The following is a 23681-nucleotide window of genomic DNA, read 5'->3' as shown; positions in this document are numbered from 1 at the left end:
ATCTCGTAAAACATTATGTTTTACGAGATTTTTTTATTATTACACTTGTTCTAAACCATTTGGAGTAACCTTAAAGGAAATTTCTTCACCCTTCATTGCACCCTCTTTTTTATCTAGCACATTCTTTTTGTACCAATTCAAACGACTCGGTTCCGCATGGTATACTTTCAATATGTCTCCATACTCAAATGCCATTCCATTTACTTGCTCAGCAAAATTCTTTGAAGTCTCTTGTCCTTCTGCCGTTACATGCTTTTTCTCTTTTCCATTTTTATCATAAATCGTAAGTCCTATATACTGTTCATTTACAAAACGATAATGTATTTCATCATCGGTAAATGTCGCATGTAATTTCTTTTCTTCATGATTTAACGTAACGATTGAACTCGTTACATTAGCCACACCTTGGTATACTAGACTATCTCCATACGTCACTTCTAATGAAACTTCTGTCACTTTCTTATTCCCAAAGCGATCTTTCGTTTCTACTTTTACCTTTTGTTCGCCAATTTTTGTTGTATTTGGTTTTTCTACAAATCCAATTACTTCTCCGTCTTTTACTTGAACAAAGTTTTTTGCATCTAATTTTTCAGCGTTTGTTCCGATTACTACTTTTTGCGGTACAGTTGTCACTTCTTGCTTAGCTTCCATTCTTTCAAAGCCGTTTTCAGTAATTTTGAAGACTAGTTCCTTTATCTCTTTATTCTTTCCTTCTCCCGCATATACACCTTTTTTGTACCAGTGTAAGCGTGAAGATTCAGCATGATACACTTTCACCACATCTCCATATTCAAACGCTAGTCCGTTTATTTCCTTAGCAAAAGCTTCTGTACTCTCCAGACCTTTTACCTCTATATTTTTCTTCTCTTTTCCCTCTCTGTTGTACAGGGTGAATTCAAAATACTTTTCATCTTCAAAGTAATCATGAATCAAATTACTTGTATCTGTCGCACTCATTTTTTTCGCATCATGATGTAACGTTACAATTGATTTCATATCGTCACCACCATAGCTTAACCCATATACAAGTAAGCTATCTCCATATGTAACTTCTAGGGGAACTTCCGTGACTTGCTTATTTCCAAAACGATCTCTTGTTTCTACTTTTACTTTTTGTTCACCAATTTTTGTTGTAATCGGTTTTTCTACAAACCCGATTACTTCTCCCTCTTTTAATTGAACAAAATCTTTTGCCTGTAATTGTTCAACATTCGTTCCAATTATCACCTTTTGTGGTACTGCCGTTACTTCTTGCATAGCTTCCATTCTCTCGAAACCTTGCTCCGTAACTTTAAAGACTACATCATGAACACCATACTCCGTATCCACCAGTTCGTTCTTTTTGTACACTTTAAATCTATCAAATTCTCTTTGGTATACTTTTACTACATCGCCGTATTCAAAGGCCATTCCATTAAATTGTTCTGCAAATACTTTCGTATTCTCCGATGCTCTTACCGATAAAGCTTTCTTCTCTTTTCCATCTTTATCATATACAGTCATCCCCATATACTTCTCATCCGCAAATGAAGTATGCATTGGACCTTCTGAATCTGTTATACTAAATTTCTTTTCTTCATGATTTAATGTAACAATCGATTTAATATTCGTTCCGCCGTGCCATGTACCGAAGAACATAATGCTATCTCCGTAAATTACTTCTACAGGAACTTCTGTCACTTTTTTATTACCAAAGCGATCTTTCGTTTCTACTTTTACTTTTTGTTCACCGATTTTCGTTGTATTCGTTTTTTCTACAAAACCTACTACTTCTCCATCTTTCACTTGAACAAAGTCTTTTGCATTTAATTTTTCAGCATCTGTCCCGATTACTACTTTTTGCGGTACTGGCGTTACTTCTTGCAACATATCCATTCTCTCGAAACCTTTATCTGTCACTTTGAAGAATAGTTCTTTTGTCCCTTTTTTTTCACCTTGGCCAGTAAAGTTATTATTTTGATACCATTTCAAGCGATTTGGTTCTGCATGGAATACTTTCACTACATCCCCATACTCGAACTGCATACCATTTACTTGCTTCGCAAAGTTCTTTGAAGTTTCTTGTCCCTCTGCTGTTACATGTTTTTTCTCTTTTCCTTCTCCATCGTATAACGTGATCCCCATGTATAGCTCTTTATTAAAATACTCATGAATTTCTCTATCCATATCAGTTGCATGGAATCTCTTCTCTTCGTGCTTTAAAGTTACAATTGAAGCAATATCATCGTCATATCCTACATATGCAATACTATCTCCATAAACCACTTCTAATGGCACTTCCGTTACTTGCTTATTTCCAAAACGATCTTTCGTTTCTACTTTTGCTGTTTGTTTTCCGACTTTTGATGTAGTTGGTTTTTCTACAAAGCCAATTACTTCTCCTTCTTTCACTTCAACAAAGTTTTTCGCTTCTAGCTTTTCTACTTCTGTTCCGACTACTACTGTTTGTGGCTTTGCTGCTACTTCTTGAAATGATTTTACTCTTTCAAATCCATTTTCAGTAATTTTGAAGAATAATTCTTTTATTTCTTTATTTTTTCCTTCTCCCACATATAAACCTTTTTGATACCAATGTAAACGTGAAGACTCTGCATGGTATACTTTCACCACATCTCCATATTCAAATGCTAATCCATTTAATTCCTTGGCAAGAACTTCTGTATTCTCCAAGCCTTTTACCGCTACATTTTTCTTCTCTCTTCCTTCTGTATCGTACAGTGTGAACTCAAAATACTTTTCATCTTTAAAGTAATCGTGAATTAAATTTTTTGTATTTGTTGCACTAAATTTTTTCGTACCATGATGTAGAGTTACGGTTGACTTCAAGTCTCCCTCCCTAGTATAGTTCAATCCATATACAAGTAGGCTATCCCCATATCCAACATTCACTACAACCGGAATTAAATTCCTATTTCCTTTTCTATCTATAATTTCTACTTTTACAGTTTTTTCTCCAACTTCAGGCTTATCTTGCATAATCACACCTGTTGTCTTTACACCTTCTCCTAAATTCTGTACAAGTTCCTTTGCTTTTTCCTCATCATATGTAGTACCGATTACCACATTTTGTATTTTTTCATTATTTGGCTCGCCATATGGAGCTTCATATACCTCAATTTGTTTTTCACGAATTGGATTGCTATCTGTAGATAACCAAATTTCTTTTTCTAATTTTGGTAAATTTAATTTTTCAATCTTTTCTCTTGTAGCATCATTTGCAATTAATCCCCATTTATCAAAGAAAGGAATTAAATTTTGTCCTGCCACTTTTGACGTCATATAAATAAACATCTGCTTTTTCTCTTCATCAGATTTAGGCATTTCTGTATCATGTAATAAACGATACATTTGATGTAAATTCGGATAGAATTGATCCCCATAAGCTAAACGCAACTGCCAAAACATAACTAATTTCTCAAATTCATCCATCTTCTCTTGTGCATCCGGTTTACCTAAATAAGCAAATGCAGCTTCATAGTGCCCCTCTTGCTCTAACCTTGTTTTATGCCCGAACGTAGTTTGAACTGCCAAAGAATAAATATTAACGGTTACTTCTCCAAGTCCATCCCATAACCAAGTGTCTTGTTGATGTTGATGTCCAACTTCATGCCAAGGCCCCCATCCATCATTAGTTAACTCTTCTAGATTTAGTACTGACTCTAAATTGCCTTTACTATAAGCTGTTCGATAATAAGTCGCATACATATAATCGTCTGTATACCAGTCTTCAACAAAATGAATGGAATGTTTACCTTGATTCGCAACACCCGCACCATCTTTTGATAAACCTGATATCTTATGTTCTATATTAATTATTTCATCGTGCTTCTTTAATAATGCAGCTGGATCTTCTTGCTTCAAATGTTCTGCCACAGTTTCAGGATGCATAGTTAATAAACTATTTTCTCCCTTCATTTCTATTGCATATGGATCAGGGTTCTCTGCCAACATACGCTTCCAATCTTTTGTCGTATGCTTTCCTAAAATAAATAAAGGGTTTGGTGTACCACCTTTTTTCACTTTAACGACTACTTCTCCTGTGTTGTGATAATTATAAAAGTATAATAGTCCCCCATTTGAAGAAGAAATTTTATTCTCACCAGGATTTAAATTAAATTGTTTAGGTTCTTCTTTCTCATAAGAATATGTACCAATATAAGCCTTAATCTGTTGAGTCCCTTCTACTTGAATAACTACTTCTTCACCTGGCCTTACATAAATGCCCGTTGGTTCATAAGGAGAAAAACTTATTTGACGCTGATGCAACTCACGCATCCCTTCTACATCACCTTTTGGCAGCAATTGATACACTCGCTCTTCTTGCTGTTTCTCCTTATCTTCAATCGTCACCTCTGCATACACCTTAGGTAATTCAAGTCCATATGGCGTTAATAACGTAGCTAAACAAACACCAGCTACTAATACCCTACTCGTCTTTTTCTTCGACATAATCTGTGTCCCCTGTTCCTTTATTTAGAGAAACTATCCTATATATCCATTTAATAAAAAATCCTATTATTTTTATAAAAACATTTAATGAATAGACTAACACCTCGCGCACCTGTATCAATTACTACCGCATTCCTCCCTATGTATTCGCTTTCTTACATTGTAAAATTTTTATGTAATATGCCCTCCTCACTTCTCTCTATTTATGATGAGTTCTCTTCGTACATAAAAAGAGAATAGTAAAAGATACACTTTAGTATTGTCATCTATACATCTAAAAATAAAAATAGTAATAGAATCTTACATTTTCTTCATATATGACCATCTATAGGTAGTTTTTCCAACTGAATTGTACACGCTTTACACTTTGTTTGATAGCCTCTCTAATTAGAATAATGTTACAATTTCGTAAATAAAATCCATTTATTGTAACGTTTAGATTTCTCCATATTTTATTATTTTTAAATACTTTTTCAAACGTTAAAATAGTGTTTCACTCGATTAATTATTATCTTGATATATCTTTAAAGAATTCATATGAAAAAGCATTGGCATATACCAATGCTTTTTCATTATCTCTTTTCATTCGGTTTATGCGGTTCATTTGGAGTATATGGCTTATTTGGTTTATTTGGAGCCTCAGCCTTTTTCCAACTTACCGCTAACTCTGGACTTGTTTTTTCTTCACTACGCTCAAGTAATACTACTGCATTTTGAATAGTCGGTGTACCTTTATGCGCAATCCCTTGTAATTTCGTTAAATTTCCTGATACTTTAAAGCTAAATCCACCAGCTGGTGTTTGTTTTGGAATTAAAATGCGGAACTTTTCTCCTACATTAAATTCTGTTTTTGTTTCGCCTTTTTCATTTGCAAATTTCACGCCCGCTGGTGCACCTGTTGCTTGCACTTTATACGTTCCGCTTTTTGCATTTGTTTCTACTGTATATAAGCCTGTTTCAAAGAAATCATTTTTTAAGACTGCTTCTTGTTCTTCTGTAGGAGTTACACTCATCGTAATTTCTTGTAGTTCTTCACTAGCACTTGCTTTTGCAACGATATCTTTCGTTACCTTTTCTACATTTTTATTACGGAAATCTAAATCATTAATATCGATTTGTTTTAACGCATTCCACACTGCAAGCTGCGTTGCGTAATGCGCCTCTCTCCAATCAGATACCCCTAATTCTTGTGGACTCTTTTGTGGATATCCATTCAATAGTACACGATACACATTAATATCCACTTTCCCCATTTCCGGTAAATCTTGACCGCTTGGAGATTTCAAATCTACATTTAAGCAAAAAGCAATTTTGCCATCTGCCGTTTTAATAAGCTCTGTTCGAATTGGCTTCTTCTTGGACTTACTGTAACTCCAATCCATTTGATACTTTGTATGGTCCATCACTTCTGCGAATGCTTTTTGAAGTGGGAATAACACAAATAAAACACTTAAAAACATAGCTAAAAGTTTGAACGATTGCTTTATATTCATGTTTACAGCCCCTTAATAACAAACTTAATACTAAGTAGTATTTATTTAGAAACTATTTTTATGCACAAAAAAAGAGTGCTTTTAAGCACTCTTTTTTCTTACCTTAATCTTAGAAATCGAAGTTATCAGGATCTGGACCAACGCGATGATTTTGATTTAACGCATCGATTTTTTCCATATCTTCTTTCGTTAATTCAAAGTTAAATACATCAGCGTTTGCAATAATACGGTGTTCTTTCGTTGATTTCGGAATTGTGATTACTCCATTTTGAAGATCCCAACGTAAAATAACTTGAGCTGTTGTTTTACCGTGTTTCTCAGCAATCTCTTGTAATGTTTCGTTATCTAATAATTGACCTTGCATTAGTGGTGACCATGCTTCCATTTGAATACCTTGTTCTTTACAGAAAGCTTGTAGTTCTTTTTGTGTTAAACGAGGGTGGTATTCTACTTGGTTAATCATTGGTTTAATTTCTGCATCTTTCATTACATCTTGTAAGTGATGGATTTGGAAGTTACTTACACCAATTGCACGTACGCGCTTTTCTTTATAAAGTGTTTCTAGCGCTCTCCATGTATCTTTATATTTTCCTTCTGAAGGCCAGTGAACAAGATATAAATCTAAATAATCTAGTCCTAATTTTTTTAGACTCTCTTCGTATGCAGCGATTGTTGTTTCATACCCTTGATCTGCGTTCCATACTTTTGAAGTAATAAATAATTCTTCTCTTGCAATACCAGTCGCTTCAATACCTGCACGAATTCCTTCACCTACAGCTTTTTCATTTCCGTAAATTGCAGCTGTATCGATGCTGCGGTATCCTGCTTTAATTGCTGATTTAATTGCTTCTACAAGTTCTGGTCCTTCTTCTACTTTAAATACACCTAAACCGAACCAAGGCATTTCTACACCATTACTTAATACTGTTTTACTTTGTAAGTTTTTCATTTTATTTTCTCTCCTTTTATTTTACTTGATCTCTTTTTTCTAATGTCATGCTCCACGCTGTTAAAATAACAGCGGCTACTACCATAAGACCGCCTACCCAAGCAGTATGGATTAATCCTAACGAATTCGTTACAAGGCCACCTATATAAGAACCTAAAGCGATTCCTCCGTTAAATGCGGCAATATTAATTGCTGAAGCAACATCAACCGCACTTGGAACAAAGCGCTCTGCCAATATAACTACATATACTTGTAGCCCCGGAACATTCATAAATGCGAATAGTCCCATGAAAATAATTGTGATTAATCCAGCTACTTTAAATGGCGCTGTAAATGTTAAAACAAATAATATAATTGCTTGAATAAGGAACATGTAAAATAGCGCTCGAATCGGATTATGATTCGATAATTTTCCGCCGACCATATTCCCTATCGCAATGGCGATTCCATACACTAATAAAATGATAGTGACAGTACTCGCTTCAAACCCTGTTACTTCTTGTAATAGCGGTGATAAATACGTAAATGTTACGAATGTACCGCCGTATCCAAGTGCAGTAATAATGAAAACAAGTAATAGTCTTCCATTTTTAATTAGTTTGAATTGATCACGAAACGATACAGGTACACCATTTTTTAAATTAGATGGGACTAGTATGCTGTTTGCGATAAAAGCAATAATTCCAATTACGACAATCGCCATAAATGACGCTCTCCAGCCAAACTCTTGACCGATAAACGTTCCAATTGGCACACCTGTAATAGTTGCAACTGTTAATCCAGTAAACATAATCGCAATTGCGCTAGCACGTTTATTCTCTGGTACGATTGCAGCCGCAATTGTAGATCCTATCGACATAAACACACCATGTGCAAACGCAGATACAATCCTTGCGATAATTAATACAGTGAAGCTTGTTGCTAATGCCGCAATACCATTACCAATAATGAAAATAACCATAATCCACATTAATAATGTCTTTCTCGACATACTAGCCGTTAACGCTGTTAAAACAGGAGCTCCTACTGCCGCCCCTAACGCATATAGGGAAACAGTTAAACCAGCTGTTGTAACAGAAACATTTAAATCTTTTGAAATCGATGGTAATAAACCGACACTAATAAACTCGGTTGTACCAATCCCAAACGCACTAATTGCTAGCGCTAATAAAGCAAACATACTTCTTCGGTTCGTCTGAACTTCCGAAGATGGTACTGTATATGAACTCAATTGAATTCCTCCTTATTACAAGAAATCCAATCATAATAGTGTGATAAAAAGGCCCTTTTATCTTCTAAAAAATATATTTAATCTCTACAAATGCTATTATGAATGGTTTCATTCTTTTTTTGAAGAACGCACTTTAAAGTACTATAGGCACTAAAAAGTAACATAGTCACTTTTTAGTACCGTACTACTCATTTGCCTCTTACATGTGCTATTATGAAACATATTTAACATGATAAAAAGTACGTACTTTAAAGTGCTATAGGTACTAAAAAGTAACATTTGTATGATTTAACTTATTTTACTCACAAAGGGAGGATTTCATATGAAGAAATACAATATTCCTGTAGAGGCGACTTTAGAAGTTATCGGCGGCAAATGGAAAGTTGTTATTCTTTGTCACTTAACGAAAGGTACAAAGAGAACCAGTGAATTAAAACGTTCCATGCCTGGTATTACACAAAAAATGTTAACACAGCAATTACGTGAATTAGAAGACGACGGCGTTATTCAAAGAAAAGTATACAATCAAGTCCCGCCAAAAGTAGAATATTCTCTTACTGATTACGGTTGGTCTTTAGAATCCATTCTTGATTCTCTTTGTTCTTGGGGCGAATGCCATCTTGAAAAAGAAGGTAACACATCGATGCTAATTGCGGAAGGTGAATAATAGGAAAAAGGAAAAAACGAACATGAATTTGTTCGTTTCTTCCTTTTTTTCTATATATATATGTACATTTCTAACTGAAACAAAATATTTTATACGCTTTCATACCTTGTCAGCACTACGTTATACACTCAATATCAAATAATTAGGAATCATTTTTATGTTAACATAGGTGTATATAGTATATAATATAGGATATATATTATATACACTTTCCGGTAACGGAGCTTTTCCATTATGCGGACAAGCCATGTATCGGACAGTTCATAAATAATAAGTAAGACGTTATGGTTTTAGATTTATGTTTGCAGCTTACTTGCTGTCATAAATTTAAAGGCATTTTATTGTGTTTTGTGAAACTTTGTATAAAGTTTCGTAACCGTTTACTATCTTACTTATCAAAAATAAGAGTATTGCTATCGTAAAGGAGAATTGGAGATGCCAGAAACTATGACTCAAACAAAGCCAGAACAAGAAACTGTACAAATTTCTGCTAGCCAAGGACAACTTGATGTACTTGATCAGTTGTTAAAACCTGAGGTACAAGAATCATTAACAACACTAGTAGAACAGCTTCCAAAATTAACTGAGCTTGTTAACATTTTAACTAAGTCTTATGACTTCGCTCAAACTGTTGCTACTGATGAAGTATTAAAAAGCGACACTGTTGGTGCAATTACAGAGCTTGTAGAACCTGTAAAAGATACAGTGAAAAGCATGGCTGCAACTGCAATCGAAGCGAAAGATCGTGCTGACGAAAGCAACGAAGTTATCGGCCTATTCGGTCTTTTAAAATTATTAAAAGATCCACAAGCACAAAAAATGTTCCGCTTTGTGAACGCATATCTTCAAATTAGTGCAGAACGTAACAATAAATAATTTAACTTATAACAACAATTAGTAAAGACGGGGGATATCATACTATGTCAAAACAAATTGTCATCTTAGGCGCTGGTTATGGCGGTCTTCTTGCCGCTTTAAACGTACGTAAATATTACAGCAAATCAGAAGCACAAGTTACAGTGATTAACCAATACCCAACACACCAAATCATCACTGAACTACACCGCCTTGCAGCTGGTAACGTGTCTGAGCAAGCAGTTGCAATGCCACTTACAAAGCTTTTCAAAGGGCAAGACATCGACCTTAAAATTGCAACAGTTGAGTCATTCTCAGTTGATAGCAAAGAAATCAAATTAGCTGGCGGCACTACTTTATCTTACGATGCACTTGTAGTTGCTTTAGGAAGTAAAACTGCTTACTTCGGTATTCCAGGACTAGAAGAAAACAGCATGGTATTAAAATCTGCTGCTGATGCAAATAAAATCTACAAACACGTTGAAGACCGTATTCGTGAATACGCGAAAACGAAAAACGAAGCTGATGCTACAATCGTAATCGGTGGTGGCGGATTAACTGGCGTTGAGCTAGTTGGTGAGCTTGCTGACATTATGCCTAAACTTGCAAAAAGCCACGGCGTAAATCCAAAAGAAGTGAAACTTCTTCTTGTTGAAGCAGGTCCAAAAATCCTTCCAGTATTACCAGACCACTTAATCGAACGTGCAACTACTAGCCTAGAAGCACGCGGCGTTACATTCTTAACTGGTCTTCCTGTAACAAACGTTGCTGGCAACGAAATCGACTTAAAAGACGGTCAAAAACTTGTTGCTAACACATTCGTTTGGACGGGCGGCGTACAAGGTAACCCATTAATCGGTGAATCAGGTCTTGAAGTTAACCGTGGACGTGCAACAGTTGATGCATACCTACAATCTACTTCTCACAAAGACGTATTCGTTGCTGGAGACAGCGCTGTTGTCTTCGCTCCAGACGGACGTCCATACCCACCAACTGCACAAATTGCTTGGCAAATGGGTGAGTTAATTGGATACAACTTATACGCAGCACTAGAAGGCAAAGCATTAGAAGAGTTCGCACCTGTAAACTCTGGAACACTTGCTAGTCTAGGACGTAAAGATGCGGTTGCTACAATTGGAGCAAGCAATACTCCACTTAAAGGCTTACCAGCATCATTAATGAAAGAAGCAAGTAACGTTCGTTACTTATCACACATTAAAGGTCTATTCAGCTTAGCTTACTAATCTGAATATAAGCCCGAATCATGCCCTGCATGGTTCGGGCTATTTTTATCCGTAATTTTCTCTAACTTATTTATTCGTCAGAAGAATAATATAATCCTTTTAATTATCTAAATTTACTGATTATTTTATGTCCAAATTGTGTATACGAAAAGATGGAAGTATTCTTCCTACTCCCATCCTTTCACACAAACTATTCGCCTAACTTCACAAGGCTGTAGTTCTTCTTCCCTTTACGAATAATAATAAATCTTCCATCAAATGAATTTTCTACAGTAACATCCGTACCCACATCTGTTACTTTCTCACCATTCATAGAAATCGCTCCGTTATTAATATCTTCACGCGCTTGTCGTCTAGATGGTTCAATTCCTAAATCAACTAGCCATTCTACAATGTTTTTGGTCTCTTTTGAAGACTGGAATGTTGGCATTTCTTTAAAGCCTTGTTCAATTTCATCAGCTGTTAACGATTTAATATCTCCGCTAAATAACGCTGCTGTAATTTTCTCAGCTTGCAGGAACGCCTCTTCTCCATGAACAAATTTCGTCATTTCTTCTGCTAACACTTTTTGCGCTTCACGTTTATGAGGTTCCGCTTCTACCTTCGTTGCTAATTCATCAATACGCTCTTTCGTTAAGAACGTAAAGTATTTCAAGTATTTAATTACGTCACGGTCATCTGTATTTACCCAGAACTGGTAAAATTCAAACGGTGTCGTTTTTTCAGGATCAAGCCAAACCGCACCACCTGCTGATTTACCAAACTTCGTACCGTCCGATTTTAATAATAACGGAATCGTTAATCCGAATACTTTCGCCTCATGACCTTCTAACTTACGAATTAAATCTAAACCACTCGTAATATTTCCCCATTGGTCACTACCACCAATTTGAAGTTGAACATCCTCTTTCGTGTATAAATGATGGAAGTCCATCGCTTGCAAAATTTGGTACGTGAATTCCGTGAAAGAAATACCTGTATCTAAACGGCTTGCTACAATATCCTTCGCTAACATGCTATTGATGCTAAAGTTTTTCCCGTAATCACGTAAAAACTCAATAATATTTATTTCATGTGTCCAATCATAGTTATTTACCATCTTCACTTCGCTATTTCCACCAAAATCAAATAGCTTTTTCATTTGTGCTGTTAACGCATCTACATTATGCTGAACCACTTCTAACGTTTGAAGTTGACGCTCTGATTGTCGTCCACTCGGATCACCAATTGTTCCTGTTGCCCCGCCAATTAAAATAACAGGATGATGGCCGGCTAATTGGAATCTCTTCATCATCATAAACGGAATCAAATGTCCGATATGCATACTATCACCAGTTGGATCAACTCCGCAGTATAGTGAAATCTTTTTCTCTTCTACTAGCTTACGTAAGCCTTCTTCGTCAGTCTGCTGATTAACGGCGCCGCGCCATTCTAATTCATCAATAATATTCATCTTTTGTCATCCCCTTTATTTTTTAAAAACAAAAAGTCCCTATGTCTACGATAGACATAGGGACGATTATTCACCGTGTTACCACCCAGTTTGCATAAATAGCATAGCTACTCATACCACTCTTAGCAATAATATCGATTGCTAGTCCGCTTAGCATTACCTAAGATACTCCAGAGTGTAATTCGCAAGTTTGTTTGTGCTAGGTTCCAGCAACCCCTAGCTCTCTCGTTAACAGTGACAAACTGCTACTGGGCTCTTTCAACGTATGTTATTTGTTAAATTATTAGCCATTATATTGAATTGAAAACAAATTGTCAACAATACCCAAATATTATTTTAAAATAATTCATATCTTCATACGTATTTCTTTATTCCTTATCTTCTCCAATAATTCTTACTTCTCGCTCCAACTTCACGCCAAATTTCTCTTCAACTGTCTTTTGTACGAAGTGAATTAAATCGATGTAATCTTGTGCTGTTCCGTTATCAACATTTACCATAAACCCAGCGTGTTTTAAAGAAACTTCTACTCCACCAATTCGCTTACCTTGTAGTCCTGAGTCTTGAATTAACTTACCAGCAAAGTTATTTGGTGGGCGCTTAAATACGCTACCACATGAAGGATATTCTAGAGGCTGTTTTGACTCACGTTTAAACGTTAAATCATCCATTTTTGCTTTAATTTCTTCATGTACACCTTCTTCAAGTTCAAATCTCGCTTCAAGAATAATGTAATGGTTGTTCGCAAATACACTCTTACGATATCCAAATTCAAATGCTTCTTTCGTCAAAGTACGTAGCTCTCCATCACCTGTCATTACGACAGCTTCTGTTAATACAAACGAAATTTCACCGCCGTATGCACCAGCATTCATATATAATGCTCCGCCAACTGAACCTGGAATACCACAAGCAAACTCAAGACCCGTTAAGTTATGGTCTAAGGCAATACGTGATACGTCAATAATTGCTGCACCACACTGTGCTACAATCGTCGTTCCTGTTACAGTAACACCTGTAATATGAATTAAACTTACTGTAATCCCGCGAATTCCACCATCTTTAATAATGACATTCGATCCATTTCCTAAAAACGTAACTGGAATATTATATTCGTTCGCATATTTGATAACTTCTTGAATTTCATCATAATTTGTAGGCGCAACAAAAACATCTGCTTTTCCGCCAACTTTAATATGCGTATGATTCTTTAACATTTCATCTTGTTTAACATGTCCTTCAGGCAATACCGTACTTAAATATTTATAAACCTCTTGCATATTCATTTTACGATTCCTCTATTTCTATATTCATTTTATCCCGTTATACGGGCCCATAATATCCCCACGTACATGAAAGAACCTAAAGTGGTGGATACAGTGTACCCAAAATCAATTCGAGACACCTATAAACCTCTTAATTTATAAGAGGTGCCACTCATATTAAAATATATATTGCATAATAAAGCAACCCAAATGGACTACTAAACTTGACATGTCATCAGAAAGACAACAATTTGTAAAATATGTGACTTTTTCAAAACACTATCCCTCAGTATCTTACTATACCACACAAAAAGAAAGTGGTATTTTTTTGTACTTTTTACTTTATTTACATCAATGAAAAAAGAGCACATCCGACAGAATGTGCTCTTTTTATACTCTTTATATTACTTTTCGTTCTCTTCTTTTTCTTTATCAAACCATAACAGCTCATCGTTATCAACTTCACCATTATAATTGATTAAAATTTCTTCTCCTGCTTTTATATCCTTATAAGCATAGAAGTTAAACGTATGGTTCTCGAAGACAATATCATACGTTGCATTCGGTGTATATGAATGATTGAATAACATACCGTATCCTAAAAGGATTGCCGTATGATTGATTCCATACTCAAATGCGTAGTCAGCAAGTAATGTTTTCTCAATGTGTTCATGCTGTTCATTCGGATAAGAGATAACTGGTGCTGCGTGTATCAACTCACCTTTTTTAATATCACGAGTTGCAAATACACCTCTATTAAATTCTCCATCACTAAGTTCAGAAGTCTTAACTTCGATCATATGCGTCACCTATTTAATTCTTTCTTTGAAGTATTTTAATTCCGCTATTAGCTGAATTTTATCTCCTTAAGCTTGGCAGAAAACGCGCAGAAAAGCAATTAAATTCCTATCAAGTATTCGTTTCAATGAAAAAAGAGCACATCATTCGTGCTCTTTCCAAGCAATATTACTTTTCTAAAATATCTTCTAACAACTTCACTTGCTCGCTAACAGTTTGTAACGTCTTCACTGACGTATCATTTCGATGTTTTTCTTCTTCCACACTCGCTAGCACTTCTTCTGTAGCTGTAGAAGTTTGCTGAATTACGTTAGAAGCATGCGTAACATCCTTTACGATATTCGTTGTTTTAACTTGGAAACTTTCTTGATGAACAACAACCTCTCGCATTACTTCATTAATCGCATCAATAAACTTCCCTAAATCAGTTACATTTGTTAAAACGCTTGCTAACATCTCGTTACATTCTTCTTGTACTCTTTCTGACTTCTCTACCTGCACTTCTACCTTACTTGCTTGATTACTAAACTCCTTCAAAATCCCTTGAATTCTTCCCGCAGAACGATTTGATTCTTCAGCAAGCTTTAACACTTCACTCGCTACAATAGCAAAACCTTTTCCATGCTCGCCTGCCCTCGCAGCTTCAATATTTGCATTTAAAGCTAGCAAACTCGTCTGACTTGAAATATTCGTTATTACATCTACAATTTCATTAATTTGTTTCGATTGCATCATTAAATCTCTAAATATAATTCCAGACTGTGAAACAACATCATTTAAACTTCTCATGTTAGTTTCAAAATTTCTTAGAGTATGTACACTACCTTTTGAAATTTCTAAGCTTTCATCCACACGAGCCGATGCAGTTCTTACTTGAGAGATGATTTGTTCAATATTTCCCTCCATATCATTCAATACTTCTACCGAACGATACATCATCTCTGATTGTGATTGCGTACCAACTGCCACCTCTTCAAAGGCAAAATTAATTTCACTCATCGATTCCATTGACGTGTTCATATTTTGTCTTAAATGATTGAAATTACTATCTAGTTTCACAACTGTTTCTTCAATAAGTCTTTGCGTCTCTTCTAACTCCTGAGCTTTTCTCATTACTTCTTGCTTCTCATCACTTAAACGAAGGAGCAGATTAGAACCAATTTTCGTGACGCCCCACATAGCGATTGTTACAATCGCTAACAAACTTGCGAAATTAGCAGCTTCAGACGAGGCTGTATAAGCAAAAAATTGCTCCGGCCAATAGCTACAAAGGATAAATGTGATCACAACAGCTACCCCGCCAAGAATTAAAATGAGGCGCTCACTTAAGTAAATAAGTGAAACAGCTAATGTAAAATAGACCATTTGAAATACAGCCGGGCTTTCATTAAAAGCTTGTACCATAATGTAAGACATTGTAAGCAACATAAATGTCATGATATATTTATACGCTGATTCCATACTTTTTATAAAAGTAAACAGCGTTCCAAATGCAACGACAGAAATACCACAAATCCAAAACGCTATGGCTCTCTCTGTAAAAATATATCCATAATACCCAATTGCGATTATCCCAAGAAAGAAACTACAAATCGTTATAAACAGTAATAAATGATTTTTCTGTGATTCTTTCTCAAGGTTAGAAAAACAAGTCCTCTTTAACCACTCCATATGAAGTCCCACCTTCTACTTATACATATCAATTACTTCAGTTTAAATACCGCACTTACTGGGTTATGATCGCTATTTTCAAACTTTAAATCTTTCCCTTGTACATTTACAATCTCTACATTCGGTGAAACGATAAAGCCATCAATAATAGTGACGAAATTTTCACCTTCTACATATTTCTTTACATCATCTCTCACAGTCATAACAGACGGATCTACAGCCCACTTAAAGCCACCGTCTGTAAAGTCCTTCGGTAACTCTACTAACCACTCAGGACGCTCTTTCACGAACTTCGGATCACTTAATTGAGCGTTTGAAACTAATTGATTCCAATCTCCGCCCATTATTACGTAATCACCATTTTCATAATGCTTGTTCATATATTCTTTTAAGTACTCTACTTGCTGTTTTCTAATTTTCCCGCCTTCATCATAAGCAGACAAATGTAAATTTACGAGTCTAACATGTTTCCCATTATTAACAGGAATTTTATATTCCACAATTGCTCGATCTAAATCAAACAAACGCTTTGGCCAAGGCTCCATTCCAGGAAGCTGGAACCTCTTCGCTTCTTGAACAGTGTATTTAGAAAACGTACTTAATCCAGCCTCCGCATATCCCATTGGATTTGTTATTGGCACTGGAACCCATTTCGTATCGTAGTTCTTGCCAAATGACGAAACATAATCAGGTAATCCTTTTTTCAGAAATTCATGTCCATTTATATCAAATGAACGAAGTGACTTTATATCAACTTCTTGTAATAGTGCAAAATCACTATTCTCATTTTGTAAAAACGAAAGCATATTCTTTAAATTAGTTTCCGTTTGTTCTTTACTACTTGAACCAGATCCCTTTCCACCATCCATAAAGAAATCTTGGTCCTTATCTAACCCAGCATATCCAATATTAAATGTTGTAACTTTAAATTCATTTCCAGTCGCTAATACGCGCTCCTTATTATTCTCCACCTTCAAGCTTATAATATCAGCAGGCTGTTCTTTAGTAAGTGTCATGTACGCTAGAAATCCTCCTACAATGCCCGCTACTACTAAAACACATATAAATACGATTTTTAAAAATTTCTTCAAATAAATGACTCCTTTTCACGTAAATTTATTTTTCTTTATTTTCAGTCAAATAAAACGAAACGACACACATAAGAAACATTTTATCATAATTAAAACCGTATATCACTATATTTAGTTGATAAGTAATCGATCCCATTTTAATTACTTGAAAAACCTTCATACATCAAAAAAAGAAACGTTACACCCACCTCCTCACTGGAAATTAAACGGTATATTTAGTACACTATATGTAATAATCCTAGGCGATGGAGTTCGCCATAAACGCTGCTTAGCTAATGACTCCTACCAGTATACATACTGGTAGGAGTCTATTTTTTTGAGCAATCTATTTAAAGAGGTGAGAAAATTGATTTATATTATCGTCGGCATTGCCGGTATATTAGGAGCTCTTTCTCGTTATTATTTAGGTCTTAATATCACCACATTTTGGCATCATTCATTTCCATTAGCAACATTACTCATTAACTTAATCGGTTGCTTCTTCTTAGCGTGGCTAACTACTTATATCGCCCGGCTAAACATCTTACCTTCAGAGGTTATCACAGGCATCGGGACTGGATTCATCGGTTCCTTTACGACTTTTTCAACATTTAGTGTAGAAACTGTGCAATTGATCAATCATTCTGAGTGGAGCATAGCCTTCTTATATGTATCATGTAGCATACTTGGTGGCCTCATTATGTCTGGCCTTGGCTATACACTTGGAGATTTCTTAATTAAGAAATCTCTTACGGAAGGTGATTACTCATGATAGAAGCCTTATTAGTCGCAACAGGAGGATTTTTCGGTGCGATTACACGATTTGCAATTAGCAATTGGTTTAAGAAAAGAAATAAAACACAATTTCCACTTGCTACATTCCTTATTAATATAACAGGGGCTTTTTTACTTGGATATATAATTGGCAACGGGGTCACTACAGGTTGGCAACTATTATTAGGTACTGGATTTATGGGTGCATTCACTACATTTTCTACGTTTAAACTAGAAGCTGTTCAACTTCTCAATCGAAAAAATATTAGCACTTTCCTTTTATACTTAAGCGCTACTTACATAATTGGTATCCTCTTCGCATTCCTTGGAATGAAGCTAGGCGGAATATAAAAAAAAAGCGACTCTATTGAGTCGCTTTTTTTCATAAGAAGTATGTTCCGCCATATGGAATGGAAAATATACCAGCTGGATGTACATTGTAATGTACAATTTGCATCGGAAGCTGTGAATACGGCATATACTGATTTTGCATCATTTGTGCAAAATATACTTGTTGTTGCATTTGAATAGCTTGATTCATAGCATGAATTGTTCCCTGTGCCCCAGCCAGCGTAATAGCTGCTCCTACTTGTCTTCCATTATAAAAATGATGGTTCATCATGATTCATCTCACTTATTCTTTTTCTTCCATATGGTATGTTTCTATTTCATAGTGAGTGCTTGGGTCCCTATTAGTAGCACCTAGCTATTTCCCTTTTTCAGCTTTGAAATAATAAATCCAAATAGCAATATACCAATACCACTAAGGAACAATATATAACTTATCGGTACTAGGAAAAAGAAAGGTTCTTCAAGAAATCCATCCGCTCCTACTTTACTGTTTGAAGCATGTATCGTTAAAGAAATAATCGCTAAAATCATGAAAGAAATAGCTACTACGTATTTATTTTTCATCATATACTCTCCTTTAATTCTCACTGATTTTATTACCATCATAATACGCCTGAAATTATTAAAAATCAATAATTATTTATCGTTTTGCAATAAAAATCTTTTTCGCATCACAAAAAAGCTACAGATAATATTTTATCTATAGCTCTTCCAATCAGTTATTTTGTGCCAAAGTATGCCTTTTGGAACATACACATTCTTATCGCATTATGATAGTTACCATCAACGAAAAACTCATCGATAAGCTCACCTTCTACCATAAACCCAACTTTTTTATAAACATGTACTGCCTTTTCATTTTCCTTATCCACAACTAAATAAATCTTATGCATATTTAGTACGGAAAAAGCGTAATCCATCGCTAAACGCGTCGCATCCACTGCATAACCATATCCTTGATAATTCGGATCAATAATGATTTGGAATTCTGTTCTACGGTGAATATAATCGATTTCTACTAACTCAACTAATCCAACCATTTCATTGTCTTTCTCAACGATAAATCGGCGTTCGCTTTGATCATGTATATGTTTATCATATAAGTCTTGCAGCTCCACAAATGCCTCATACGGCTCTTCAAACCAATACGACATAATATGCGCATTATTATTCAGTTCGTGTACAAACTTTAAATCTTCTCGTTCTAATGGACGTAACTTCAATTCCTGATTCATTTCTATAACCTCCAAGTAAAAGAAACCTCTTCACTTAATTTCTCAATTTTTTTCGATTTCAAACGCCCTAATTTCATTGTAAACTTTCAAGCAACTTGAAGGTCAAGATATAAAAAAGTAGTGCAAACTTATGTCTGCACTACTACTCTTTTCTCAAATCTCTCATATTCGATATGTATAAAGCAATAACTAAAACAAGAATTGCTCCTGCGTATAATAACGTCTCCATCGGTTCCTCATGAGACACAATAATCAATCGAATTAAGGCCGTAATTCCGATATAAATAAAATAACGTAACGGGAAATGATAGTTCGATTTAAAATACTTAATAATTAATGCAATGAACTCGAAGTATAAGAAATAGACGATGATACTTTCAACCAATTTATAAGACGTATACTCTTTTGCCGAAAAAATATACTGCACAAACGTAATTGTCTCATTCACTAAGAAAATCGATAACACAATGGATAATATAATTAAAGCTATATTTAATATCCATTGCAAAACACTAGCTATAACATGATCGATATTAAATGACTTCATTTTCTCTTTAGACTCCCCTTCGTATAAGTACTTATTTATTATAGCAAAATTACGATTGGAAAGAAGTTAAATCATATATTCGTCCTTTGTTGTTTCCAGTGTAGGGGAGATTTAGTGTGTGGAGAATTCTGTTTACAACCATACCCGACGAAACATGGAGAAACTCTTTCAAATTACCGTTCGTACATGTCGTACTAATGAGCAATGCATAATCTCGTATAGCATCCTCATGTGCCACTTTTGAAAAATCTTTACAACTTGTACAACGCCAGCCCTTCTTCACTTTAACCATTGGAATAACTAAGCATTTCTCACATTGTACTCCATTTAACAACTCCTCTTTTTCTATTTTATATTGCTCAAGTATATTTTGTTGAAGTGGAGAATGCTCCGTTATTATTTGATGAATGAGCCTATCTACATTATCTATAACTTTTCTCTTATATTTACTTTCAAACCACTTTATTTTATGAGGTAAATTTGCACTATGAATAATTGTATGAAGAAGATTGTCATCTGAAGATTTTATAATGGTACGAGGCGAGCTAATAACAACGAGGGACTCGATTGGAAGACTAGAGGAAAATCCATGTAAGCTTAACCATTTCTTTAATTGTATTTCTTGCCTTTTTATTTGTAAAACTGGATCTGGAAATCCCTCTGAATTTCCTTCTGTTATTCGGATAAGTTGATTAAACTTTGCATCAAACATTAATGTACCTGCTATATTTTTTATCTCAAGAAAAAGAAGAAACTTTGTGGAAATGATAATAGTATCAATTTGAAAGTATTGATCATGATTAGATAAGCGAACATCATGTAAAACACTATACTCTTTCTCAGAAATAAAACTAAGTGGATAATCAATTGCTTGCTCCCCTTTATACCCCGCCATGTGTTTTGCCAAGTTTTCTCCAATTAAATTTCGTTTTGGATGATGTACAGGTAACCTTCTAAGCAGTGCTTCTAACTGTCTTATATAAATCGGCATTTTTCTTTCTTTCACAATCACCTCAAACACCCCTTTACAAATATATCAACGATTTTTTCAATATATCTATCATAACTCACAATATATCAACGATTTTTCCAATATATCTATCACAACTCACAATATATCAACGATTTTTCCAATATATCGATCGGTCGACAATATCTGACACTACCTCACTCCAATCACTCACAGCATATCCTAGAAAAACACCTTCAGCAAAAACTTAAAATCGTATTTCCTCATAAAAAAACCATAACCCGCTCCTCCAGCAAAGTTATGGTTTTTAACCCTGCAATGCCACTCTATCTATAACTTTGCCGTGAAGTCCACAAAATCCATTTGTACTTATAGCAACTTTCACTTTTTTCACACTGAAACTATATACCCCAAAATCGTTTCACAACGTTATTACTTCCGCATAGCTACAATTAGCAATTACATTATTATTAGCGGCTTTCCTTCTTCTTTACAATGTATTTTTTGGATTACTCGTAGGCACTACAGCAAGCTAGCGATTTTTTATAAATATGAACAAATTTTAGGAATTAGTTTATCTTTTTTTAATGTTTTATTTAGAGGCAGTTTATAGTCGGGTATTAACATAAGAAACGTAGCAACTAAGTTCATATATGATGCACTGCTACTATAATCGCTAACCGTACTACTTGAAATCATAAAATAAGGAGACGATAAAACATGAACAAAAAAACAAAAGCACTATCATCCGTACTGCTCGGATTCACATTAGTATTAACAGGGTGTGCTGGTACTAAAGCTGAAGAAAATCACGGGAAACAAAAACAAGAACAAGTTGCTAAAGAAACAAAACAGGAAAACAAATTAACTAAAGGGCAAAAAATGGCTAATATTCTTAGCGAGACAAATTGGCAAGGTACACGAGTGTATGACAAAGATAAGAATGACTTAACAAAAGAGAATGCAAACTTCATTGGTCTTGCAAAGTATGATGCAAAGTCAGGCAGATATGAATTTTTTGATGCTAAAACAGGTGCAAGTCGTGGCGATAAAGGAACCTTCTTTGTCACAAATGATGGGAAGAAGAGAATATTAATTTCAGAATCAATGAAGTATCAAGCTGTCGTTGACATGACAAAACTAAATAAAAATGTATTTACTTATAAACGAATGGGGAAAGACGCTAACGGTAAAGATGTAGAAGTTTTCGTTGAACATGTTCCATATAAAGAAAAAGAACTTTCTTTCACTGATCCGGACAAGCAGCTGAACACGACTACAGGAGATATTGTTAAAAACGTTGATGGAGATAAAATTTTAGGCAGTACCCTTTGGCATGGAACAAAGGTATTAGATGAAGCTGGTAACGATGTAACACAGTTTAATTCGAATTTTATAAGCCTAGCAAAATTTGATGACAAATCTAATAAATATGAGTTCTTCAATAGCGAAACAGGTCAAAGCCGCGGTGATTATGGCTACTTCGATGTTGTACACGAAAATAAAATAAGAGCCCATGTTTCCATTGGAAATAATAAATACGGTGCTGCTCTTGAGCTTACTGAACTAAATAAGAATAAATTTACGTATAAAAGAACTGGTAAAGACCAAGCTGGTAAGGATATAACTATATTCGTTGAACATGAGCCTTATAAAGGTGATATGAAACCACAATTTAGCTTTTAAAAACGTTTGATAAAGATCCTGTACTGAGTTGCAGGATCTTTCTTATTATTCGAAACATAAATCATCTATAAACGAAAAGAAGCATAAGGTAACCAAAACGGCATTTTATGCTTCTTCTTACAAATAGGATAAAAATTGAACCTTAACAACCACTACAGCTCATCAATTACTTTCGTTAGCTTTTGAAGCGCTGATAAAAGATTTGTTAATTCTTCAGGTGATAAACTTGCATAATATTTTTCAGAAACCTGTTGCATATATGCGTCCATTTCTTTTTTATATAACAAGCCTTTCTCACCTAATTCAACTGAAAATGCACGTTTATCTTCTGCATGTTGCCTTCTGAAAATATATCCTTCCGTTTCAAGTTTCACTAACTGTTGACTAATGGCACTTTTCGTCACATTCATTTTTTCAGCTAACTCTTTAGGAGTGGATGATGGGTACCGAATAATTAATGTTAACAACGTATATTGCTGATTATTTAAATTGAAATTCGTATAAGATCTTTCTTTCGTTTCAAGTAATATCCATAGTTCTTCAAGCGTTTGATTGATTTCCTCAGCTATATTTTTATTTATCATACTTCTCTCTCTCACCTTTTCTTCTCCAATTTTTCGGGTTTAAATACTTTTTATATTTTGCCACCACTTCTTTTCCAACAAAGACAGCACCTATCAAAAATAGAATTTCTCCTATTACTATACACCCTGGAATGACAATGGTCTTTACCTGCGTCGAAAGTGAAGTAAATGGTATGATTAAAGCACTTCCCCAAAGTAGAACATATATGATTAAAAGTCCTATTCCAATTTTAAAAAGCAATGGCTTTTTTTGTTTATTTTCGTTTGAAATTATTTCTTTTTCCATTTCAAAACCTCCGAATACATTTTAATTTAGTTTACTTAACTAAACTATATATCAAGATTGATTTGATTGCAAGACTTTAAAATGTATTCACTAAAATTGCGTT

At 34.8% G+C, this 23681-nt stretch carries 22 protein-coding genes, 1 riboswitch and 1 other annotated feature; of the genes, 6 read left to right on the top strand and 16 right to left on the bottom strand.

The features are described 5' to 3' along the window. Positions 1-39 precede the first annotated feature (39 nt). From ACTFP3_RS26075 to ACTFP3_RS26060, 4 genes are all read right to left on the bottom strand, one after another. Positions 40-4449 (bottom strand): putative mucin/carbohydrate-binding domain-containing protein, encoded by a 4410-nt coding sequence (locus tag ACTFP3_RS26075; protein WP_440011651.1) that lies wholly within the window; start codon positions 4447-4449, stop codon positions 40-42. Positions 4450-5021: 572 nt separating this feature from the next. Beyond that, positions 5022-5942, bottom strand: a complete 921-nt coding sequence (locus ACTFP3_RS26070) for a thioester domain-containing protein (RefSeq protein ID WP_440011649.1) — start codon at positions 5940-5942, stop codon at positions 5022-5024. 109 nt (positions 5943-6051) lie between these two features. Continuing rightward, positions 6052-6891: an aldo/keto reductase gene (locus ACTFP3_RS26065; RefSeq protein WP_000793568.1), complete on the bottom strand. Its 840-nt coding sequence runs from the start codon at positions 6889-6891 to the stop codon at positions 6052-6054. Between the two features lie 16 nt (positions 6892-6907). Then, positions 6908-8071 carry an MFS transporter gene (locus ACTFP3_RS26060; RefSeq protein WP_176399953.1) on the bottom strand — a complete coding sequence of 388 codons (1164 nt, stop codon included), beginning with the start codon at positions 8069-8071 and terminating at the stop codon, positions 6908-6910. A 373-nt stretch (positions 8072-8444) separates the two neighbouring features. Between ACTFP3_RS26060 and ACTFP3_RS26055 the strand changes: the two genes are divergently transcribed. The 3 genes from ACTFP3_RS26055 (at position 8445) to ACTFP3_RS26045 (ending at position 10888) form a co-directional block, all read left to right on the top strand. Next, a complete protein-coding gene (locus tag ACTFP3_RS26055; protein ID WP_000760481.1) occupies positions 8445-8789 on the top strand; it encodes a winged helix-turn-helix transcriptional regulator in 345 nt (114 codons plus the stop codon). Between the two features lie 435 nt (positions 8790-9224). Further along, entirely contained in the window at positions 9225-9665 is a 441-nt protein-coding gene (locus tag ACTFP3_RS26050) for a DUF1641 domain-containing protein (RefSeq protein WP_001115309.1), read from the top strand. A 44-nt stretch (positions 9666-9709) separates the two neighbouring features. Then, complete coding sequence (locus tag ACTFP3_RS26045) at positions 9710-10888, top strand: NAD(P)/FAD-dependent oxidoreductase (RefSeq protein WP_006918768.1); 1179 nt, start codon at positions 9710-9712, stop codon at positions 10886-10888. Between the two features lie 190 nt (positions 10889-11078). On the opposite strand, the gene tyrS is transcribed toward ACTFP3_RS26045, so the two are convergent. The 5 genes from tyrS to ACTFP3_RS26020 all read right to left on the bottom strand — a co-directional run bounded on the left by tyrS (position 11079) and on the right by ACTFP3_RS26020 (position 17166). Then, positions 11079-12341 carry a tyrosine--tRNA ligase gene (gene tyrS / locus ACTFP3_RS26040; protein ID WP_001021096.1) on the bottom strand — a complete coding sequence of 421 codons (1263 nt, stop codon included), beginning with the start codon at positions 12339-12341 and terminating at the stop codon, positions 11079-11081. A 55-nt stretch (positions 12342-12396) separates the two neighbouring features. Further along, positions 12397-12612: a binding site (T-box leader), on the bottom strand. A 97-nt stretch (positions 12613-12709) separates the two neighbouring features. After that, positions 12710-13627: a UDP-N-acetylmuramate dehydrogenase gene (murB, locus tag ACTFP3_RS26035; protein ID WP_001057102.1), complete on the bottom strand. Its 918-nt coding sequence runs from the start codon at positions 13625-13627 to the stop codon at positions 12710-12712. 383 nt (positions 13628-14010) lie between these two features. Beyond that, entirely contained in the window at positions 14011-14406 is a 396-nt protein-coding gene (locus ACTFP3_RS26030) for an SET domain-containing protein (RefSeq protein ID WP_000573649.1), read from the bottom strand. A gap of 166 nt (positions 14407-14572) precedes the next feature. After that, positions 14573-16075 carry a DUF4077 domain-containing protein gene (locus tag ACTFP3_RS26025; protein ID WP_000455083.1) on the bottom strand — a complete coding sequence of 501 codons (1503 nt, stop codon included), beginning with the start codon at positions 16073-16075 and terminating at the stop codon, positions 14573-14575. A gap of 32 nt (positions 16076-16107) precedes the next feature. Continuing rightward, a complete protein-coding gene (locus tag ACTFP3_RS26020; RefSeq protein WP_086412647.1) occupies positions 16108-17166 on the bottom strand; it encodes an endonuclease/exonuclease/phosphatase family protein in 1059 nt (352 codons plus the stop codon). A 232-nt stretch (positions 17167-17398) separates the two neighbouring features. Further along, positions 17399-17458: riboswitch (Fluoride riboswitch) on the top strand. Between the two features lie 54 nt (positions 17459-17512). Between ACTFP3_RS26020 and crcB (ACTFP3_RS26015) the strand changes: the two genes are divergently transcribed. Together crcB (ACTFP3_RS26015) and crcB (ACTFP3_RS26010) are read left to right on the top strand one after the other, a co-directional pair. Further along, positions 17513-17917 (top strand): fluoride efflux transporter CrcB, encoded by a 405-nt coding sequence (gene crcB / locus ACTFP3_RS26015; RefSeq protein ID WP_000639315.1) that lies wholly within the window; start codon positions 17513-17515, stop codon positions 17915-17917. Further along, positions 17914-18270 (top strand): fluoride efflux transporter CrcB, encoded by a 357-nt coding sequence (crcB, locus tag ACTFP3_RS26010; protein WP_000568587.1) that lies wholly within the window; start codon positions 17914-17916, stop codon positions 18268-18270. Before crcB (ACTFP3_RS26015) ends, crcB (ACTFP3_RS26010) begins: the two co-directional genes overlap by 4 nt. Positions 18271-18301: 31 nt before the next feature. Here crcB (ACTFP3_RS26010) and ACTFP3_RS26005 read toward each other — a convergent pair whose 3' ends face one another. The 5 genes from ACTFP3_RS26005 to ACTFP3_RS25985 all read right to left on the bottom strand — a co-directional run bounded on the left by ACTFP3_RS26005 (position 18302) and on the right by ACTFP3_RS25985 (position 21058). Further along, positions 18302-18541, bottom strand: coding sequence for a DUF3947 family protein (locus tag ACTFP3_RS26005; protein ID WP_326035819.1), 240 nt, complete (start codon positions 18539-18541; stop codon positions 18302-18304). Between the two features lie 80 nt (positions 18542-18621). Next, positions 18622-18873 (bottom strand): DUF3955 domain-containing protein, encoded by a 252-nt coding sequence (locus ACTFP3_RS26000; protein ID WP_326035818.1) that lies wholly within the window; start codon positions 18871-18873, stop codon positions 18622-18624. A 116-nt stretch (positions 18874-18989) separates the two neighbouring features. Further along, positions 18990-19505 carry a spermidine N1-acetyltransferase gene (speG, locus tag ACTFP3_RS25995; protein WP_001071091.1) on the bottom strand — a complete coding sequence of 172 codons (516 nt, stop codon included), beginning with the start codon at positions 19503-19505 and terminating at the stop codon, positions 18990-18992. 142 nt (positions 19506-19647) lie between these two features. Next, positions 19648-20052, bottom strand: coding sequence for a phosphate-starvation-inducible protein PsiE (gene psiE, locus ACTFP3_RS25990; RefSeq protein WP_000834708.1), 405 nt, complete (start codon positions 20050-20052; stop codon positions 19648-19650). Positions 20053-20101: 49 nt separating this feature from the next. Next, positions 20102-21058: a nuclease-related domain-containing protein gene (locus tag ACTFP3_RS25985; RefSeq protein ID WP_002184034.1), complete on the bottom strand. Its 957-nt coding sequence runs from the start codon at positions 21056-21058 to the stop codon at positions 20102-20104. A gap of 684 nt (positions 21059-21742) precedes the next feature. On the opposite strand from ACTFP3_RS25985, the gene ACTFP3_RS25980 reads away from it, so the two are divergent. Then, on the top strand, positions 21743-22708 hold the full coding sequence (locus tag ACTFP3_RS25980) for a DUF4822 domain-containing protein (protein WP_197323711.1): 966 nt from the start codon (positions 21743-21745) through the stop codon (positions 22706-22708). A 152-nt stretch (positions 22709-22860) separates the two neighbouring features. Here the strand turns inward: ACTFP3_RS25980 and ACTFP3_RS25975 are convergent, their stop codons facing one another. Together ACTFP3_RS25975 and ACTFP3_RS25970 are read right to left on the bottom strand one after the other, a co-directional pair. Next, positions 22861-23292 carry a MarR family winged helix-turn-helix transcriptional regulator gene (locus tag ACTFP3_RS25975; RefSeq protein ID WP_000608841.1) on the bottom strand — a complete coding sequence of 144 codons (432 nt, stop codon included), beginning with the start codon at positions 23290-23292 and terminating at the stop codon, positions 22861-22863. Then, positions 23282-23578 carry a transporter suffix domain-containing protein gene (locus ACTFP3_RS25970; protein ID WP_000409981.1) on the bottom strand — a complete coding sequence of 99 codons (297 nt, stop codon included), beginning with the start codon at positions 23576-23578 and terminating at the stop codon, positions 23282-23284. The genes ACTFP3_RS25975 and ACTFP3_RS25970 overlap by 11 nt, the downstream gene beginning before the upstream one ends. Positions 23579-23681 lie beyond the last annotated feature (103 nt).

It is taken from the genome of Bacillus cereus group sp. MYBK5-2 (genome assembly GCF_051915685.1).
Classification (GTDB): Bacteria; Bacillota; Bacilli; order Bacillales; family Bacillaceae_G; genus Bacillus_A; species Bacillus_A cereus.
This window is presented reverse-complemented; position numbering and strand designations above follow the sequence as displayed.

Coding starts and splice junctions, on each gene's coding strand:
- ACTFP3_RS26075 (WP_440011651.1), bottom strand. CDS start 4,449: ATGTCGAAGAAAAAGACGAGTAGGGTATTAGTAGCTGGTGTTTGTTTA.
- ACTFP3_RS26070 (WP_440011649.1), bottom strand. CDS start 5,942: ATGAATATAAAGCAATCGTTCAAACTTTTAGCTATGTTTTTAAGTGTT.
- ACTFP3_RS26065 (WP_000793568.1), bottom strand. CDS start 6,891: ATGAAAAACTTACAAAGTAAAACAGTATTAAGTAATGGTGTAGAAATG.
- ACTFP3_RS26060 (WP_176399953.1), bottom strand. CDS start 8,071: ATGTTTGCTTTATTAGCGCTAGCAATTAGTGCGTTTGGGATTGGTACA.
- ACTFP3_RS26055 (WP_000760481.1), top strand. CDS start 8,445: ATGAAGAAATACAATATTCCTGTAGAGGCGACTTTAGAAGTTATCGGC.
- ACTFP3_RS26050 (WP_001115309.1), top strand. CDS start 9,225: ATGCCAGAAACTATGACTCAAACAAAGCCAGAACAAGAAACTGTACAA.
- ACTFP3_RS26045 (WP_006918768.1), top strand. CDS start 9,710: ATGTCAAAACAAATTGTCATCTTAGGCGCTGGTTATGGCGGTCTTCTT.
- tyrS (WP_001021096.1), bottom strand. CDS start 12,341: ATGAATATTATTGATGAATTAGAATGGCGCGGCGCCGTTAATCAGCAG.
- murB (WP_001057102.1), bottom strand. CDS start 13,627: ATGAATATGCAAGAGGTTTATAAATATTTAAGTACGGTATTGCCTGAA.
- ACTFP3_RS26030 (WP_000573649.1), bottom strand. CDS start 14,406: ATGATCGAAGTTAAGACTTCTGAACTTAGTGATGGAGAATTTAATAGA.
- ACTFP3_RS26025 (WP_000455083.1), bottom strand. CDS start 16,075: ATGGAGTGGTTAAAGAGGACTTGTTTTTCTAACCTTGAGAAAGAATCA.
- crcB (WP_000568587.1), top strand. CDS start 17,914: ATGATAGAAGCCTTATTAGTCGCAACAGGAGGATTTTTCGGTGCGATT.
- ACTFP3_RS26005 (WP_326035819.1), bottom strand. CDS start 18,541: ATGATGAACCATCATTTTTATAATGGAAGACAAGTAGGAGCAGCTATT.
- ACTFP3_RS26000 (WP_326035818.1), bottom strand. CDS start 18,873: ATGGTAATAAAATCAGTGAGAATTAAAGGAGAGTATATGATGAAAAAT.
- speG (WP_001071091.1), bottom strand. CDS start 19,505: ATGAATCAGGAATTGAAGTTACGTCCATTAGAACGAGAAGATTTAAAG.
- psiE (WP_000834708.1), bottom strand. CDS start 20,052: ATGAAGTCATTTAATATCGATCATGTTATAGCTAGTGTTTTGCAATGG.
- ACTFP3_RS25980 (WP_197323711.1), top strand. CDS start 21,743: ATGAACAAAAAAACAAAAGCACTATCATCCGTACTGCTCGGATTCACA.
- ACTFP3_RS25975 (WP_000608841.1), bottom strand. CDS start 23,292: ATGATAAATAAAAATATAGCTGAGGAAATCAATCAAACGCTTGAAGAA.
- ACTFP3_RS25970 (WP_000409981.1), bottom strand. CDS start 23,578: ATGGAAAAAGAAATAATTTCAAACGAAAATAAACAAAAAAAGCCATTG.